Annotated in this window: 13 protein-coding genes; 5 read left to right on the forward strand and 8 right to left on the reverse strand. The window is 45.0% G+C overall.

Annotation, left to right across the window (positions count from 1 at the left end; genetic code table 11):
• Positions 1-9: 9 nt before the first annotated feature.
• Both gatC and aspS read right to left on the reverse strand, forming a co-directional pair.
• Positions 10-303: an Asp-tRNA(Asn)/Glu-tRNA(Gln) amidotransferase subunit GatC gene (gene gatC, locus AC27IJ_RS14860; protein WP_487149567.1), complete on the reverse strand. Its 294-nt coding sequence runs from the start codon at positions 301-303 to the stop codon at positions 10-12.
• Between the two features lie 92 nt (positions 304-395).
• Positions 396-1,727, reverse strand: coding sequence for an aspartate--tRNA(Asn) ligase (gene aspS / locus AC27IJ_RS14865; protein WP_487149569.1), 1,332 nt, complete (start codon positions 1,725-1,727; stop codon positions 396-398).
• 731 nt (positions 1,728-2,458) lie between these two features.
• On the opposite strand from aspS, the gene AC27IJ_RS14870 reads away from it, so the two are divergent.
• The 3 genes from AC27IJ_RS14870 to AC27IJ_RS14880 are packed head-to-tail and all read left to right on the forward strand — an operon-like array spanning position 2,459 to position 4,975.
• Entirely contained in the window at positions 2,459-3,829 is a 1,371-nt protein-coding gene (locus AC27IJ_RS14870; protein ID WP_312446904.1) for an MATE family efflux transporter, read from the forward strand.
• A gap of 21 nt (positions 3,830-3,850) precedes the next feature.
• Positions 3,851-4,372 (forward strand): NYN domain-containing protein, encoded by a 522-nt coding sequence (locus tag AC27IJ_RS14875; protein WP_312446903.1) that lies wholly within the window; start codon positions 3,851-3,853, stop codon positions 4,370-4,372.
• Positions 4,373-4,411: 39 nt separating this feature from the next.
• Positions 4,412-4,975, forward strand: coding sequence for a manganese efflux pump MntP (locus AC27IJ_RS14880; protein ID WP_312446902.1), 564 nt, complete (start codon positions 4,412-4,414; stop codon positions 4,973-4,975).
• Here the strand turns inward: AC27IJ_RS14880 and treC are convergent.
• The 3 genes from treC to treR all read right to left on the reverse strand — a co-directional run bounded on the left by treC (position 4,972) and on the right by treR (position 8,905).
• Entirely contained in the window at positions 4,972-6,630 is a 1,659-nt protein-coding gene (gene treC / locus AC27IJ_RS14885; protein ID WP_313259226.1) for an alpha,alpha-phosphotrehalase, read from the reverse strand. The two genes, AC27IJ_RS14880 and treC, sit on opposite strands and share 4 nt — an antisense overlap.
• Positions 6,631-8,040 carry a PTS system trehalose-specific EIIBC component gene (gene treP, locus AC27IJ_RS14890; RefSeq protein WP_312446900.1) on the reverse strand — a complete coding sequence of 470 codons (1,410 nt, stop codon included), beginning with the start codon at positions 8,038-8,040 and terminating at the stop codon, positions 6,631-6,633.
• 151 nt (positions 8,041-8,191) lie between these two features.
• A complete protein-coding gene (gene treR, locus AC27IJ_RS14895) occupies positions 8,192-8,905 on the reverse strand; it encodes a trehalose operon repressor (RefSeq protein ID WP_312502300.1) in 714 nt (237 codons plus the stop codon).
• A gap of 253 nt (positions 8,906-9,158) precedes the next feature.
• On the opposite strand from treR, the gene AC27IJ_RS14900 reads away from it, so the two are divergent.
• Positions 9,159-10,490, forward strand: a complete 1,332-nt coding sequence (locus AC27IJ_RS14900) for an HD-GYP domain-containing protein (protein WP_487149573.1) — start codon at positions 9,159-9,161, stop codon at positions 10,488-10,490.
• Between the two features lie 169 nt (positions 10,491-10,659).
• On the opposite strand, the gene AC27IJ_RS14905 is transcribed toward AC27IJ_RS14900, so the two are convergent.
• Complete coding sequence (locus AC27IJ_RS14905) at positions 10,660-12,306, reverse strand: hypothetical protein (protein WP_487149575.1); 1,647 nt, start codon at positions 12,304-12,306, stop codon at positions 10,660-10,662.
• 65 nt (positions 12,307-12,371) lie between these two features.
• Positions 12,372-13,448: a beta-galactosidase BglB gene (bglB, locus tag AC27IJ_RS14910; protein ID WP_312502304.1), complete on the reverse strand. Its 1,077-nt coding sequence runs from the start codon at positions 13,446-13,448 to the stop codon at positions 12,372-12,374.
• A gap of 169 nt (positions 13,449-13,617) precedes the next feature.
• On the opposite strand from bglB, the gene AC27IJ_RS14915 reads away from it, so the two are divergent.
• Complete coding sequence (locus AC27IJ_RS14915) at positions 13,618-14,532, forward strand: AraC family transcriptional regulator (RefSeq protein WP_312446891.1); 915 nt, start codon at positions 13,618-13,620, stop codon at positions 14,530-14,532.
• Positions 14,533-14,640: 108 nt separating this feature from the next.
• Here the strand turns inward: AC27IJ_RS14915 and AC27IJ_RS14920 are convergent, their stop codons facing one another.
• Positions 14,641-16,248, reverse strand: a complete 1,608-nt coding sequence (locus AC27IJ_RS14920; protein WP_312446889.1) for an extracellular solute-binding protein — start codon at positions 16,246-16,248, stop codon at positions 14,641-14,643.
• Positions 16,249-16,263: the final 15 nt, after the last annotated feature.

Raw genomic sequence — 16,263 nt, forward strand, 5'->3', positions numbered from 1 at the left:
AGACTCCCCCTATTCCACTGTTTTTGGCACCTTAAAAGCTCCATCCTTACTTTCCGGAGCATTTTTTAAGATGTTCTCTCTGTCATCACCGTTTTCCACCACATCTTCACGGAAAACGTTGTGTACCGGGAATACATGGGACATGGGTTCCACATCATCGGTATCCAGTTCGTTTAATTTATCAATATAATCCAGCATGCGGCCCATATCATTCTTTGCCGCTTCCCTTTCCGTCTGGTCAAGCTCAAGCTGTGCAAGGATTCCTACGTATTCGATTGTAGCATCATCGATCATGTGCGCCATCTTTTTCTTCCTCTCTTTCCTTTTTCCTGCCCACGTATTCCGGGCAGGGCCCGCCCCGTTTTACCGGGCATAAAGTCATACCCGCAGGGTGTTTATGGTTCCAGTCTCGTTACATCTCTTGGAAACAGGGTGGTTTCTCTTATGTTCCCTTCGTCGAGAAGGCGCATGGTAAGACGCTCCAGACCGATTCCAAGGCCTCCGTGAGGCGGCATGCCGTATTGGAATATCATTAAATAGGAAGAAATATCCTCCGGATTCATGCCTCTGGCTTCCATTTTCTTGAGGATATCAGAATAATCATGGATTCTCTGGCCTCCGGTAGTCACTTCCAGCCCCTTGAACAATAAATCAAAGCTTAAGGTAAACTTAGGGTCTGCCGGATCGTCCATGGCATAGAAAGGACGCTTCTTTGATGGATAATGGGTGACAAATACGAAATCGCTGCCAGTCTCTTCCTTAAAGTAACGGCCGATAAGCACTTCCTCCTCCGGTTCCAGATCATAGGGGTTTCTGATCTTCCGGTTATATTTCCCGGCAACCAGCTCCTTAGCTTCTGCAAAGCGGACCGTCGGGATATTGGTTACATCGGGAAGTGTGACCTTAAGCATTTTAAGCTCTGTTTCGTATTCCTCACAAAGAAGTCCAAAGGTATACTGGAGCATAGCTGTTTCCATTTCCATGATTTCCTCAAAGCTGTCAATGTATCCCATTTCAAAATCCATGCTGGTATATTCATTTAAATGTCTTGTTGTATTATGCTTTTCTGCACGGAAGACGGGAGCAACCTCAAATACCCGGTCATATACGCCTACCATGGTCTGCTTATAAAACTGGGGGCTTTGGCCCAGTTCTGCTTTCTTATTAAAATAATCCAGTTTAAATACGTTGGAGCCGCCTTCTGCTCCGCGGGCTACGATCTTTGGTGTACGGATCTCCGTAAAACCCTGGCTATGAAGGAAGTCCCGGAACCCTCTTACAATGCCTTCCTGAATACGGAACTTTGCTCTCTCCATGGGATTGCGAAGGGTAATCGGGCGCAGCGTCAGCTTTGTCTCAAGGGAAGTGTTTAATTTCCACTTGCTGATTGCCACAGGTAGGGCCTCCGCCGGCTGGGACAATAAGTCAATCTTCAAAAGGCGGATCTCAAACCCATGGGGAGCCCTCTCTTCCTTTGCTACGATTCCAGTGACCCGGACTGCTGACTCTTCTTTTAAAAGACTTAAGTCAAAATCCGTTTTCCCTTCCTCATACACACACTGCACCAGGCCCTCCGCTTTCCGAAGGATCACAAAAGCAACCTCTCCCATATCCCTTATGGTATGGACGCTTCCTTCCATTTTCACGGTCCGGCCTTCATAACCGCCTGATTTTATGCTGTCCATCGGGACCGTATCCTTTTCTTTTACACCACTGATAAATTCCATATCTGCATTCTCCTTACCTGAATGTAATTGTTTTGATTCCGGTAAAGGGTATTTTATCGTTTAGCCGTGCTAAGCATAAAAATATCCCGCCCCGGAATACAGTTACATATTCCGGGACGGGATTTATATGGCTATAAGTTCCCGCGGTACCACCCGCATTGAGACAGCTGCTTCCTCCTCCGGCCGCAGATATGACAGCCGGATCAGCAAATGCCTCCACTCAAACATTTAACGCATGTGTACGGATATGCCTACTCATGTCACCGTCTATCCCCGAAAGGATTGACCGCCGCTTCGGCATATCGGCTCCGGAGTGTTCCCATAGCCAAGTCCCACGTGACGGCGCTCTCAGTCGGTGACGCCCTCTTCCTGTTGAGGTCCATAGGCCAGAGTCTCCTTCTCTGCCTTTTTCAATATATCGGAAATTCGATTCGCCTTTGGCTCACCGAACGGCACATTTACCAAATACCATTCATGAAGTAAATGATGCCTTTGAACTCCTGTTGATTCATGATTCCCCGTACAAGCCTGTTTTATAACAGTTTATCACTTCACTACAATGAATTTCACTTATAATAACATAATCCATTTTAACCTGCAATATTTATTTTTCACAAATTCTCTCCAGCATTGGAAAACAAAACCTAATAAATCATACAATATTGACTTTTCCTGTCGGAACAGTTACAATTATGTTCACGTTTACGAAAGAATCAGGAGGGCCTTTTTTTATGTCTGAAACAATAGATGCTTTAAGACCTGAAGAAAATAAGATGGGAACCATGCCGGTGAACAAGCTTTTACTGACCATGTCTCTTCCCATGGTTATTTCCATGTTGATACAGGCGCTTTATAATGTAGTCGACAGTATTTTTGTGGCTCAGATAGGGGAAACAGCCCTTACAGCAGTCTCCCTTGCATTTCCCATACAAAATTTAATCATCGCCATCGCCGTAGGAACCGGTGTGGGAGTCAATGCTCTCCTTTCCCGCTCCTTAGGTGAAAAGAATCAGAAAGCGGCCAATCTTGCCGCAGTCAATGGATTATTCGTTTTCATTCTCAGCTATCTGGTCTCCGCCGTGTTTGCAATTTTCTTTGCCAGGTTTTATTTTACAGTGCAGACAGGCAATGAGGAGATCATCAGCCAGGGAACTATTTATCTTTCCATCTGTACGATATTCTCCTTCGGCGTTTATATGCAGATCGCTTTGGAACGGATCATGCAGTCCACCGGCCGCACCATCTATAACATGATCACCCAGGGGCTTGGAGCCATCATCAACATCATTCTGGACCCAATCCTCATATTCGGGCTTTTCGGCTTTCCCCGCCTTGGCATTGCCGGAGCCGCCATCGCAACCGTTATCGGCCAGATCATTGCCATGGGGCTTTTGCTGTATTTTAATATAACCAGGAATCCCGATGTAAACTTAAACATGCGGGGCTTCCGTCCCCATAAGGAAACCATCGTTGATATTTATAAGGTAGGGCTTCCATCCATTATCATGCAGTCCATTGGTTCTGTCATGACCTTTGGTGTGAATAAGATCCTTCTTTTGTTCTCTGAAACCGCGGTTTCCGTATTCGGCATCTTCTTTAAGCTGCAAAGCTTCATCTTCATGCCCGTATTCGGACTTAATAACGGTATGGTTCCCATTGTCGCCTATAACTGGGGCGCAAAAAACAAGGACCGTATCACGAAAACCATACGCTCCAGCATCATAGGATCTGTTTCCATCATGTTCCTGGGACTTATCATCTTCCAGGTGTTCCCGAAGCAGCTTTTGCTCCTGTTTGATGCCTCCGAGCACATGATTTCCATTGGCGTCCCCGCTCTTCGTATCATCAGCTTAGGGTTCCTCTTTGCCGGCTACAGCATTATCGTTGGCTCCGTTTTCCAGGCTCTTGGAAACGGCATCTACAGCCTGATCGTATCCGTTGCCAGACAGTTAGTGTGTATTTTACCAATTGCATATATTTTCGCGAAAGTCTTTGGTCTTAATGCAATTTGGTATGCCTTCCCTCTGGCCGAAATCATGTCCCTGGTCTTAACCACCATCCTGTTTAAACGAATTTATGAAAACTGTATCAAAAAACTTTAGGTTTCCCACAGAGGTTAAAGAATGAGTTCCAATTATCTTTTAATAGACGGTTACAACATCATATTTGCCTGGCCTGAGCTAAAGGAACTGGCGGAGACCAATATGGACTCCGCCAGAACGAAACTTCAGGATATGCTATGCAACTACCAGGGCTATAAAAAATGCAATGTCATCCTGGTATTTGACGGCTACAAGGTCAAGGGAAACCCAGGCACAGTCATGGAATACCACAACATTCATGTAATTTTCACCAAGGAAGCGGAAACTGCGGACCAGTACATAGAAAAAGTCTCCCAGCAAATCGGCAGACAGTATCAGGTGCAGGTAGCCACTTCGGACAAATTGGAACAGATCATCATCCTGGGAAAAGGCTGCACACGCCTCTCCGCCAGGGATTTAAAAAAAGAAATCGAAGAGACGAATCTTGAGATTAAGAAGGAACATCTGGAACGAATTCCCTCAAAGAAAAACCGTCTCTTCGATAATGTTGATCCTGAGCTTATGGAATATCTGGAAAAAATACGGCTGAATAAAAAGGATTAGGCATATATTTATAAAACCAATACACTGGAGGAATATCTCATGTCATTACTGGAATTGTTCATCATCGCGGTAGCCTTATCCATGGATGCCTTTGCGGTCTCCATCTGCAAAGGGTTATGCATGCCAAAGATGAACTGGAACAACGGGGTCGGTGTGGGCCTGTATTTCGGGGGATTCCAATCCGGAATGCCTCTTATTGGCTATTTGCTGGGATCGCAGTTTAAGGAGGCCATCACTTCTTTTGATCACTGGATCGCTTTTATTTTGCTTGGAGCCATTGGCATCAGCATGATAAAGGAATCATTCAGCAATGAACTGGAAGAATGTGATGTTTCCCCCATGGCCCCCAGAAACATGATCCCTCTGGCAATCGCAACCAGCATTGATGCACTGGCAGTAGGGGTTACCTTTGCATTCCTGCAGGTACAGATCGTTCCGGCTGTTTCCTTTATCGGAGCCACCACCTTTACCCTGTCTGTCCTGGGAGTTAAAGTAGGAAATGTATTTGGAACACGTTATAAATCAAAGGCAGAATTCGCCGGCGGGCTGATCCTGATCCTTATGGGCTTCAAAATCCTGGTGCAGCATCTGTTGGAATTTTAAGCCTGCGTAAAGGAATACAGCATAACTGCGCCAAATGGGTCCAGCACAAGCTTTTTCCCATTGATCTTCGGAGTGCCGCAGTTTGATAACAGGATCTCCTTGCTCTCCAAGTCTTCCTTTCCTTCTATCTCCTGGTGCTTGCCGGTAAAATTTGCAAAGACCAGCAGATTTTCTTTCTGCCAGCTTCTTTTATAGGCAAAAATCCCTTCCTGCTTAAGCGGAACAGGCTCATAGCTTCCTTCACTGATGACGTGATAGCGTTTCCTCAGCTGGATCAGCTTCTGATAGTAGAAAAAGATCGAATCAGGATCAGCAAGGCTCTCCCTCACATTGATCTCCCCGGAGTTTTCATTGACACCGATCCAGGGGGTGCCTGTGGTAAAACCGGCCTGCCCTCCTGCTTCCCACTGCATAGGAGTTCTGCCATTGTCTCTGGACCGCTCCCTTAACACCCGGTAAATTTCTTCTTCTTTTCTTCCCTGCTCTTTTAATATTTCAAAGTAATGAAGGCTTTCCACATCACGGTACTGGGAAATATGGGTAAAATAGCCATTAGTCATGCCAATTTCCTCTCCCTGGTAAATATAGGGCGTTCCCCGCATCCCGTGTATGACGGTAGCAAGCATTTTTGCACTACGCTTTCGGTATATTCCATCATCGCCAAACCTGGATACTGCCCTTGGCTGGTCATGATTGCACCAGAACACCGCATTCCAGCCGTTTCCTTCGGCCATGCAGGTCTGCCACGTGTGGAAGATCTTTTTCAGTTTTTCAAAATCAAAGGGCATTAAGGACCATTTGTCTCCGCCCTTATAATCCACCTTTAAATGATGAAAATTAAAACACATCTTAAACTGCTTTTCATCCGGATTGGTATATCGGATGCAGTGATCAATGGTGGTGGAGGACATCTCTCCCACCGTGATGATATCATCGGCATCCAGTCCCGTATCCACCACGATTTCCCGCAGGTGTTCATGAATCCGGGGGCCGTCGGTGTAGAACCGACGGCCGTCTCCCTCCTCATCATCTTCCCAGGCAGAAGGCTTGGATACCAGATTGATCACATCAAACCGGAACCCCTTAATCCCCTTTTCCTTCCAGAAACGGATCACCTTTTTTATCTCTTCCCGTACCATGGGATTCTCCCAGTTTAAATCTGCCTGGGTCTTGTCAAATAAGTGGAGGTAATATTTCCCGGCTTCTTCCGAATATTCCCATGCGCTGCCGCCAAACTTTGACTGCCAGTTGGTAGGCGGGTTTTCAGGGGTTCCTTCCTTAAAGAAATAGTAATCCTGGTACCTCTTATCGCCGTGAAGGGCCTTCTGAAACCATTCGTGGCTTGTGGATGTATGGTTGAAGACCATATCAAACATCAGCCCCATACCCAGTTCTCCGGCCTTTGCGATCAGCCCCTCCAAATCCCCCATGGTCCCGAACAGGGGATCGATCCGGCAGTAATCTTCTATATCATAACCGTTGTCATTTTGAGGGGATAAGAAAAATGGGGTCAGCCAGAGGTAATCCACTCCCAGCGTTTTTAAGTAATCCAGTTTTTCCATCACTCCGTTTAAATCTCCGATCCCGTCACTGTTGCTGTCCCGGAAGGATTTGGGATAGATCTGATAAACACATGATTTCTTAAAGCTCTCCATTTATATGATCCCTTTCTTTTTTCCAACCATAACTGTCAGTGTAAAGGGCACTGCAATGGCAATCAGCATACACAAGGCGAAAATTCCCATATACTGGGGCTGTATGGACAGGATTCCGGGAATGCCTCCCACTCCGATGGAATTTGCCATAACATTCATTCCCACGGAAACCGTAGCCGCTATGGCGGAACCGATCATGGCAGAAAGGAACGGGAAGCCCCGCTTTAAGTTCACACCGAACATAGCAGGCTCCGTAACTCCCAGATAGCAGGAAATGCAGGCAGGAATGGAGATCTGCTTTGCTTCCTCATTCTTTTTCTGAAGATACATCATGCCAAGAACTGCAGAACCCTGTGCAATGTTGGATAAAGCGATCATAGGCCACAGCATCGTTCCTCCAAACTCTGCCATCAGCTGTAAGTCAATGGCATTGGTCATATGATGAAGGCCGGTAATAACAAGGGGAGCATATACAAAACCAAATAAGGTTGCAAACAGCCAGCGGAAGCTGGAGGTAAGCCCTGCATAAACAATTTTTGAAATCCAGGATCCAATCGCCCAGCCAATAGGGCCTACCACTGCATGAGCTGCGATCACTGCCAGCAGCAGGGAACAGAATGGAACTACGATCATGGAGATCGCCTGTGGAGTAATTTTCTTAAAGAACCGCTCCAGATAGACTAATACAAAGCCTGCCAGAATGGCTGGAATGACCTGAGCCTGGTAGCCGATCATCTCCATTTTCACAAATCCAAAGTCCCAGACCGGCACCTCAGCGCCTGATGCCATGGCATAGGCATTTAAAAGCTGGGGAGATACAAGGGTAAGTCCCAGAACAATTCCAAGGATCTGGGTGGTTCCCATTTTTTTTGTGACAGACCAGGTGATTCCTACCGGCAGGAAATGGAAAATCGCTTCACCAAGGAGCCAGAGGAAGCTGTGGACGCCTGCCCAGAACTGGGACACCTGAATAAGGGTTGACTTTCCTCCGTCCATGAACTTGATCTCACCTATCACGTTGCGGAAGCCAAGGATCAGACCGCCTACGATAATCGCCGGAATCAATGGAGCAAAGATCTCCGCAATATCTGCCACCGCCCGCTGCAAAAGATTTAAGTTCCCTTTTGCTTCTTTCTTCACATCGTCCTTGGATACTCCTTCTACGCCGGATACAGAAACAAAGTCATTGTAAAAGGACTGCACGTCATTTCCAATGATCACCTGAAACTGTCCTGCCTGCGTAAAGGTGCCTTTGACACTTGAAAGCGTTTCGATCTGCTTTGTATCCGCTTTTTCCGGGTCAACCAGGGCAAAACGCATCCTCGTCATACAGTGGGACACTGCCCCTATATTTTCCTTCCCCCCCACATACTCTAATAGTTTCCTTGCATCGCTCTCATACTTACCCATATTCATACTCCCTTCATACATGTTTTTGACGTTCGCAAACTTATATGTTTATTTTGTGATTACACTATAACATATACGTATAACTATGTCAATATGCAGAAAAGATTATTTAACTTGTCAGCAAACAGGCAAGGGGCGGTGCAGGCGGCAATTATAATTTCCGGCGGGCAAAATCCACAAACTTAAACTTGTCCGGCCTGTGGCGCGATTCCGTGTACTGGAACAGAGTGGAGTCCTCCAGATACGTATAGCTCTTCACTACCACCACCATATCATAACGCCCCATATCAAGGAGGCGGTAATCCTCATCCGAAGCCGTATGGACCGTGATCTCCTTCATGGCAAAACCTATTTTAAGTCCCTGTTCATTCTCCAGATATTCATAAACAGAATCCTGGGCAGCACGCAAAGGCAGATTCTCCACAACTTTCCTTGAAAAATAATCCTTATCAATGATGATTTTCTCCCCATCGATCTCCCGGACCCGTTCCAGCACAAAGGCCTCATCCTCCGGGCCGATTTGAAGCGCTTCCATCAGCTTTTTATTATTTTTCACGATTTCTAAATTCTCCACAAAGGTTCTGGGCCTGGAATCCGAATAGCGGTAGATTTCCTTAAAGCTTGCTATCTCCGATACCGGGAAATTAAACTTGCTCTTATCTACCACCTCGGCGGCTTTTCCCCTGGCTTTGCGAATGCAGCCATCCTCCTCCAAAAGCCCCAGGGCCTTACGGACGGTATCACGGGATGCACCGTAAATTTCCATCAGCTCTCCTTCCGACGGAAGCTTGTCTCCCGGACGGTATTCCCGCCTTTCTATTTTTTCAAGCAATTCTTTATAAAGACGCCTGTATTTACTTTCCATGGGCTAACATCCTCACTTTACCTGTCTTTTCCATTGATTAATATATCATATTTTATTTTAACATATACGTATACCTTAGTCAAATAATTCAGGTTCAAACCTAAAAACAAGCAGATATCTATTTATTTTTTTACATACACCTTTCCTATATGAAAGCAAATATTTATGTAACTAACCCTTTTCTATTCTTTCCATATATGGATTGATATGGTAAACTATTTTTAGAGCAAAGACTACAAAGGAGGATTCATGCATGCAAATGCAGTACACAAAAAATTTAAATAATAAAAGCGTCTTAGGCATTATCCGGCGCTTCTGTGGTTACATTGATCCACGGCTGACGGAACACGGTTCCCACGTGGCTTATATCATTTCCCGCATGCTGCGGAATACCGGGCAATATTCCCAACAGGAGCTTCGTGATATCTGTTTTCTGGCCCAGCTACATGATATTGGAGCATACAAGACAGAAGAAATTTCCAAAATGCTTAAATTTGAAACCGATGATATTTGGGATCATTCTTTCTACGGATACCTCTTCATACGATACTTTTCTCCCCTCAAAAAATTGGCCCCTGCGGTACTTTTACACCATATCACCTGGAATTTTCTGGAAAACGAGGAAGAACCCAACTCAAAAACAAAAAATCTATCACAGATTCTTCACATTGCAGACCGCATTGATGTCTCCATGTCACTGGAAAAACGTTCTTGGAAAGAAACCCTCCAGCTGATCATCCAGGGAACGAATAACGTTTTCGCACCTCACATTGTAGATCTTGCTGCCAAGCTTGATTTTCAGGATTCCATTGAAAATGAATGGAGAAATGATTCAGAATACTTTGACTTTTTAACCAGCATTCCCCTTTCCGAAGAAGAGACTACGGAATATTTGAAAATGCTGGTCTTTATCATTGATTTCAGAAGCCATCATACCGTAACCCATACCATAACTACCACCAGCATCAGCTATGAGCTGGGTAAACTCCTGTCCTTAAATGAGGAACACTTAAACATGGTTCTCTGCGGCTCACTTCTGCACGATTTAGGTAAGATCGCCATTCCGGTTGAAATCCTTGAGTATCCGGGAAAGCTAAGCCGGCAGGCCATGGCGATCATGCGGACCCATGTAAATTACACAGAGAAAATATTCGGGGGTAGTATTGATAAAGCTATTGAGCGCATCGCACTGCGTCATCATGAGAAACTAGATGGATCCGGATATCCTAAAAAGCTGAGAGCCGAGGAGCTAACTACGGAGGAACGTCTCGTGGCTATTGCCGATATCATCAGTGCCCTGACCGGTACCAGAAGCTATAAGGACTCCTTTCCAACAGACCACATTCTGACCATCCTCAACAGAATGAAGCATGATGGCCTCCTGGATGAAGCCATTGTTGACCTGGCGGCGGAACATCTTGATGAAATCCTTGACACAACCGCCATCCGCTGTCAGCCCATATTAAGCATTTACGAGAAACTGAGAACAGAATACGAATCTCTCCCTCATTTAGAGTCCTATCATGAAAAGCTTCATTTCGCACTTACTTTAAAAGATCTGGAGCTTATGCCTTCGTGGCCTTGAAACACAAAAAATCCGGCTGGTTCCAGCCGGATTCAGACCATAGACAAATCCCGGGATAGGGCAGAAAATGGCTTCAGGCATAATCTTTCAGGCTTGAAGCTTACACCTGCTGCAATCTTTATCCTTCCACCAGGCCGACCCTTTTTGATACATATTTTTATCTCCTTTTTCAACCATTAACTGTAATCCGAAAAGTTTTCTCCAGCGGCGTATATCCATTGGCATAGACCGTATACCCATCACAGTTTTCCTCTTCGCCTGAATAATGGCCCTGGAATTCATGCTCACCAAAACCCGGCCCCAGTACCAGCTCTTTTTGTTCATCCCGAACCGTCAGAAAGCCATCTCTCAGAATCAGACCTTCGCCCACTCCCGCTTTAAGACTAAAGGCCGGATGCTTCAGGGTACTCCCTGCGGGGATGCAAACCTCCAGCCGCATGGGAAGACGGTCCAGCCCCTCCGCCTTAACGGAAAACTCCAGTCCCTGTTCCAACTCATGGATCTCAACCGTGGTTTTCAGCTGGCTGCTTATCTGCTTTTCTCTTTTTGTATGGTCCATTTTCCACCAGTCGGAGGTATTCTGCTTCTCTTTAAACGGCAGATAATACCAGCCCTTTGCCACGGCCTCCACCTTGCATCCGTTCTCCTGCTCCTCTATTTTCTGAGGAATAAAGTTGCGAATGTCGCAATAGCTCTCTCCAATCTTTACATAGACCATGGTACCTCCGCATTTAAAATACAAAAATGCACTCTTTCCGTTCAGCACCGTATAGGTGTAGACCTTTTTCTTTACGCGAAGCACTCCTGCATGACGGAAAAATTTCCGGTACTCCTCTAAAAAGCCGTATCCTTTAAAGCAATGCTCAAGCATTTCATCATGGTTCATGATAATATGCAGACAGTCTGGCGCCAGGTTTCCCCGCTCCATATTGTCGCGTATGATCTTATGGGCAGCTCCGTCAAACACAGGATTCTCTGCATAACTACACAAAAACAGGTACTGGTAAAAATATTTATCCGCATATTCAAGCTTTCCCTTGTCCTGTCTGGTGGAATTCTGGGTAAATATGGTATCGTCTGGATCTATATAAGTCAACATCATGGCCAGATTCCGCTCCATGTAGCCTAAGAAGTTCACATCTTTGCTCTCCTCATACATGGCCATCATTGCGCTATTCACCACCGCATTGTAATTACCAGTGGAACGTTCTGCATATTCACCGTCTTCATCCCCATCGATCCCCTCAGACAGATACTGCCCAGCCCGGTCCTTAAGCTGTCCGGAGAACTCCTTCTCTTCAGCAAACAGATTGGCTCCCTGAAGCAAGGCCGCCACTATGCCCCAGCGGTGATTCGGCGTATGGAAGCCTCCCGTCAGAATAGCCTCCAGAGCACGGTGCATGATAGTCAGATATTTTTCCCGAAGGATTAGGAGCTTCGGATCTTTCTCCACATCATATTTTACCAGCAGCCGGTAGGCTGAGATCATCCGCTTGAAACAGAAAGAAGTATCTGCAGCAGATTTGAAATTACAGGACGGATAATCAAAGCTCCCGTCCTCTCTCTGAGTCCTTGCCGCAAAATCCAGTGCCAAGCTAATGGCATCATAAAGAGCCTCATGTCGGTAAAAACCGCTTTTTTTGTTTAGATATACAGCCACTGCCGTGGTCAACGCATAAATTGTTGGCTTTGCCTCCCAGATATCTCCCCGGATTCCTCCGTACTGCAGGTTTTCCGGATCTTTTACCTGCCCATCTATAAACTGTTTCGTCCTATATTCTGCTCCCTTCAGCAGATGTACTATATAACGCTTCATAATCTTCCTCCGTCTTTTAGCTCTTGACCTTTCTTTTTCACTCCCGGTGCCGGTTTTAATTTCGGTTATTTTGACGCTTCTAACAGGAACAGTATTGCCATTGCCTGTCCATATGGCATTGGGCGAAGTTCAACATCCTTATAAAACTGTACACTTTCTCTACCCATAGGCGTTCCATAAGATACCTGATGTACCACACCTTCTGCATCAATGCATTGAAGAACCGGCAAGAGAGCCTTTCTGGCGCTTGCTTCATATGACGGATCAATAAGTCCTAAATGAACTGCTTTCAATATTCCATAACCAAACCCGCAAGTTGCACTTGCCTCCACGTAAGAGGTACTGTCATCGATTACCGTATGCCACATACCGCTTTCATTCTGGTAGGAAATCAGCGCCTCAATCTGATTTTTCAGTGCTTCTGTCAGATAATGCTTCACAGCTCCGCTGCAAGGAATGATGCCGAATAATTCCGGAATCGCCATAGTGATCCAACTGTTTCCTCTTCCCCAGAATGCATTTGCAAAATTATGGCGGCCGTGAAATGTCCAGCCATGGTACCAGAGACCGCTTTTTCTGTCAGCCAGATATTTAGCATGAAGAAGGAACTGGTATTCCGCTTCATGAATCCATTTTTTATTATCCAGCAGAACTCCCATACGGGCCAGAAATAAAACAGCCATAAACAATGTGTCATCCCACAGCTCCTGCTCGTTTAAAGTATCGGAGGTCAGATGCTGGAATCCGCCTTCTTCTGTCATGGGAAGTTCTTCCACAAGCCACTGTGCCCAGTTCCTGCAGATTTCCATATAGGTCTCATTTCCACTTTTTTCTGCCAGATAGGACAAGGCCAGAAGAGGAGCTGTTGTATTAATGTTGCGTGCAGGCAAACCAATGGCAAGCTGTCTTCCATAATAGTTTTCCAGTTTCTCTAAAAGCTCTTTCTCTCCGGTTTCTTCATATATTTTCCATAAACCAAACAGTCCTACTCCCTGCGTCCATTCCCAGTACCGGTAGCGCTCTGTATTGTCTCCGGACAGGTTATTTTTTTCCATATTTTTTAAGAAGATATCATCTTCTTCATAAAGAATCTTTTCAAAGCTTGAAACCAGCAAATCTATTTTTTCTTTTAATTTTTCCATTCCTTTGTCACTCCCTTTCTGCTGTCGCCACCTTATCGGTCGGTGCACTTTGCAATCTCTACAATATTTTTCCTTTTTTTCAGCTAATGTATTGCATATCTTGTGACCACTCTGTTATAATACATATCCGAAACATGACCATTCCCTAGAAAGAATAAAGGCGATTTCTATGACAAATCAAGGTGATACACTGCTTTATAAGAAAAAACATAATATTACCATCAACGATATCCAGCATTCCCTTTATTATTACTTTGACTACGATGAACGTTCCTTCGATATCAACATGCCATTCCAGCATTTTCATTCCTTTTATGAAATCATGATATTAATCAGTCCTCAGGCATGCCACCTGGTAGAGGGTCTCCCTTATTCCATCCGTGCAGGTGACCTGGTTCTTCTGCGCCCATCGGTTCTTCACCAAACGGAATATCAGAAAGGAGCTCCCAGCAAACGGCTTATCATCGGCTTTTTGTACCCTCCCGAACTCTGGGGAATGCCGGAAACTTATCAAAAGCTTTTCGAACCATTTTATTCCCCCCTTCCCATATACCGCTTCCCCTCCAAACAACAGCAGCTGATCAACGAAAAACTAAACCGAATTTACCGCTACTCCTTTCAGGATGAAGAACCGGAATTAAAATCCCTGATTGTTCACGGAATGTTTGTGGAGTTTCTCTATACGATTAGGCAGCTGGCACCTTCTAACATCTACACCAATGAGCCTTTAAAGAATGAAGCCTCCAAAAAAATATACACCATTGCCAATTACATTCATAATCATTATTCGAAAGAATTGACTCTGGACTCCCTTTCCAGGGAATTTTATATCAGTCCTTACTATCTGTCCCATCAGTTTAGAGATGTGACGGGGTACACCCTCACCCAGTACATTCAGATGACACGGATCCGAAACGTACAATACCTGCTTATAAACACCAAAAAGAAGATTTCTGAACTGGCGGAAGAATGCGGTTTTACCAGCTTCTCTCAATTTAACCGTATTTTTCAAAGATATTGCAGCCAGTCACCATCGGAATTTCGAAAAGATGGAGGCGGAAACAGCCTTCCAACCATTCTTTAAAATACCAAATGGACAGAAAAAGCTCGTTACAGCTTCCCGGCATCATCACTATTTCGATGAAAAAGAGCTGTAACGAGCTTCTTATAGCCTTCTGCCCCGTAAAAGGAATTACTTTATGCTGTCATAATATTCTGCTCTTGCGTCAAGAATCTTCTGCAGCCCTGCATTTACAAGGTTGTTGTATTCTTTCTGCTGCATACTGTCGAACTGATCCGGTGAGCAGCTTACCAGTTTGTAAACATATTCAATCAACATGTTTACTACATTCTGTCCGTAATCTGCCTCTGCCTGAGAAATATTAGAGTATACAGGGAAGCGGAATTTGCCTTCAGAACGTACATCATAGAAATTGGAGAACCAATCCGGAGTTTCCCAGTCAACTGACTGATCTTTTGCCCATTTGGATACGATAGCATCTTTACTCTTCGTCCATTCCATAGCAAGATTTACAATATTTAAGTCATCACAGGTTCCCGGATATCCTTTGCTGGAAAGCTCTTCACTGGATAATTTAATCGGTACTCCGTTTTCGTCTCTCTTATGCTCTGTTGTGTAAACAATATTCTCAGCAACTTCCGGATCTGCCTGCCAGTTTAGATACTTCATACAAGCATCAACCTTTTTCTCACTTGACTTTGGAACCATTACAAACATACCGTATCTCTGTTCGAACGGTGTTCGGTAGGAACCGTCGGCCAGTTCAAAGCACTGTACCGGTACAAAAGTTCTTCCGCCTGTACTCTGGTTTAAGATCGTGATGTAATCCCATGGACGCTCTGTGTCATCTAAGAAGAATCCTGCATTGCCTGCAGTTACCTGAGCTTTGTAGATATCTTCGGTTGTATCTGTAGCAAAATCTTTTGTGATAAGTCCCTTGTTGTACAATTCGTTTAATTTCCTGAGCCCTTCAACAGCGCCTTTAGCAACTGCCATATAAGTCTCGCTGTAAACATAAGCATCCTTGTCGCTTTCAAGGTTTACATAAGAACCTACAAAGTTTAAATAACCCTTCTCTGTATCATTGCGTCCGCTCATTGCCCATGGAATTACATGATCAACACCGCCTGGATTCTTATCCTTTACTGCCTGTAAGTACGCAGTCAATTCCTCTTTTGTCTTCGGCATTTCCATTCCCAGCTTATCCAGCCAGTCCTGACGGATATAAGCAGTATGACGAGGAGATTCCACACCTCTTTGCTTCATAATTGCAAACTGTTTTCCGTCGATCTGTCCCATATTCTGTGCATCAGAAACAAATTTCTTAATATCTGAGCCATAGGTTTCATACGCCTGTGTTAAGTCAGCCAGACCGCCATTCTGTGCAAAGTTATAGTAAATGTTCTGATTGTATGTAAATACGATATCAGGAGCGTTTCCGCCGGACATCATGATGTTCAGCTTATCATCAGAAGAGGATCTTGGAACGGAAACATATTCCACATTGATGTTATACTTTTCCTTCATCTGCTGTTTGATCCATTCCGTCTGGGTGTTGTTTTCTACAGTCGTTCCAGGAGCTGCATCACCTCTGTCCCAAACCATAACCTTGATGGTTACTTCCTCTCCATTCTCTTCCGCTGCCGTCGCCCCAGCCTTTGTTTCTGCAGTGCCTGCTGTTTTCGCCGCGTCCTTGCCGGCACCGGAACCGCATCCGGTTACCAGAACTGCTGCTGCAAAAACTGCCATACAGCTTTTCAATAATCTTGCTCTTCTCATAAAAAACCCTCCCTT

The sequence above is a fragment of the Lacrimispora sp. YZC11 genome (genome assembly GCF_057543815.1).

What these genes read in the sequence shown, in the direction of transcription:
- gatC (WP_487149567.1), bottom strand. Translation starts at nt 303, where the DNA reads ATGGCGCACATGATCGATGATGCTACAATCGAATACGTAGGAATCCTT.
- aspS (WP_487149569.1), bottom strand. Translation starts at nt 1,727, where the DNA reads ATGGAATTTATCAGTGGTGTAAAAGAAAAGGATACGGTCCCGATGGAC.
- AC27IJ_RS14870 (WP_312446904.1), top strand. Translation starts at nt 2,459, where the DNA reads ATGTCTGAAACAATAGATGCTTTAAGACCTGAAGAAAATAAGATGGGA.
- AC27IJ_RS14875 (WP_312446903.1), top strand. Translation starts at nt 3,851, where the DNA reads ATGAGTTCCAATTATCTTTTAATAGACGGTTACAACATCATATTTGCC.
- AC27IJ_RS14880 (WP_312446902.1), top strand. Translation starts at nt 4,412, where the DNA reads ATGTCATTACTGGAATTGTTCATCATCGCGGTAGCCTTATCCATGGAT.
- treC (WP_313259226.1), bottom strand. Translation starts at nt 6,630, where the DNA reads ATGGAGAGCTTTAAGAAATCATGTGTTTATCAGATCTATCCCAAATCC.
- treP (WP_312446900.1), bottom strand. Translation starts at nt 8,040, where the DNA reads ATGGGTAAGTATGAGAGCGATGCAAGGAAACTATTAGAGTATGTGGGG.
- treR (WP_312502300.1), bottom strand. Translation starts at nt 8,905, where the DNA reads ATGGAAAGTAAATACAGGCGTCTTTATAAAGAATTGCTTGAAAAAATA.
- AC27IJ_RS14900 (WP_487149573.1), top strand. Translation starts at nt 9,159, where the DNA reads ATGCAAATGCAGTACACAAAAAATTTAAATAATAAAAGCGTCTTAGGC.
- AC27IJ_RS14905 (WP_487149575.1), bottom strand. Translation starts at nt 12,306, where the DNA reads ATGAAGCGTTATATAGTACATCTGCTGAAGGGAGCAGAATATAGGACG.
- bglB (WP_312502304.1), bottom strand. Translation starts at nt 13,448, where the DNA reads ATGGAAAAATTAAAAGAAAAAATAGATTTGCTGGTTTCAAGCTTTGAA.
- AC27IJ_RS14915 (WP_312446891.1), top strand. Translation starts at nt 13,618, where the DNA reads ATGACAAATCAAGGTGATACACTGCTTTATAAGAAAAAACATAATATT.
- AC27IJ_RS14920 (WP_312446889.1), bottom strand. Translation starts at nt 16,248, where the DNA reads ATGAGAAGAGCAAGATTATTGAAAAGCTGTATGGCAGTTTTTGCAGCA.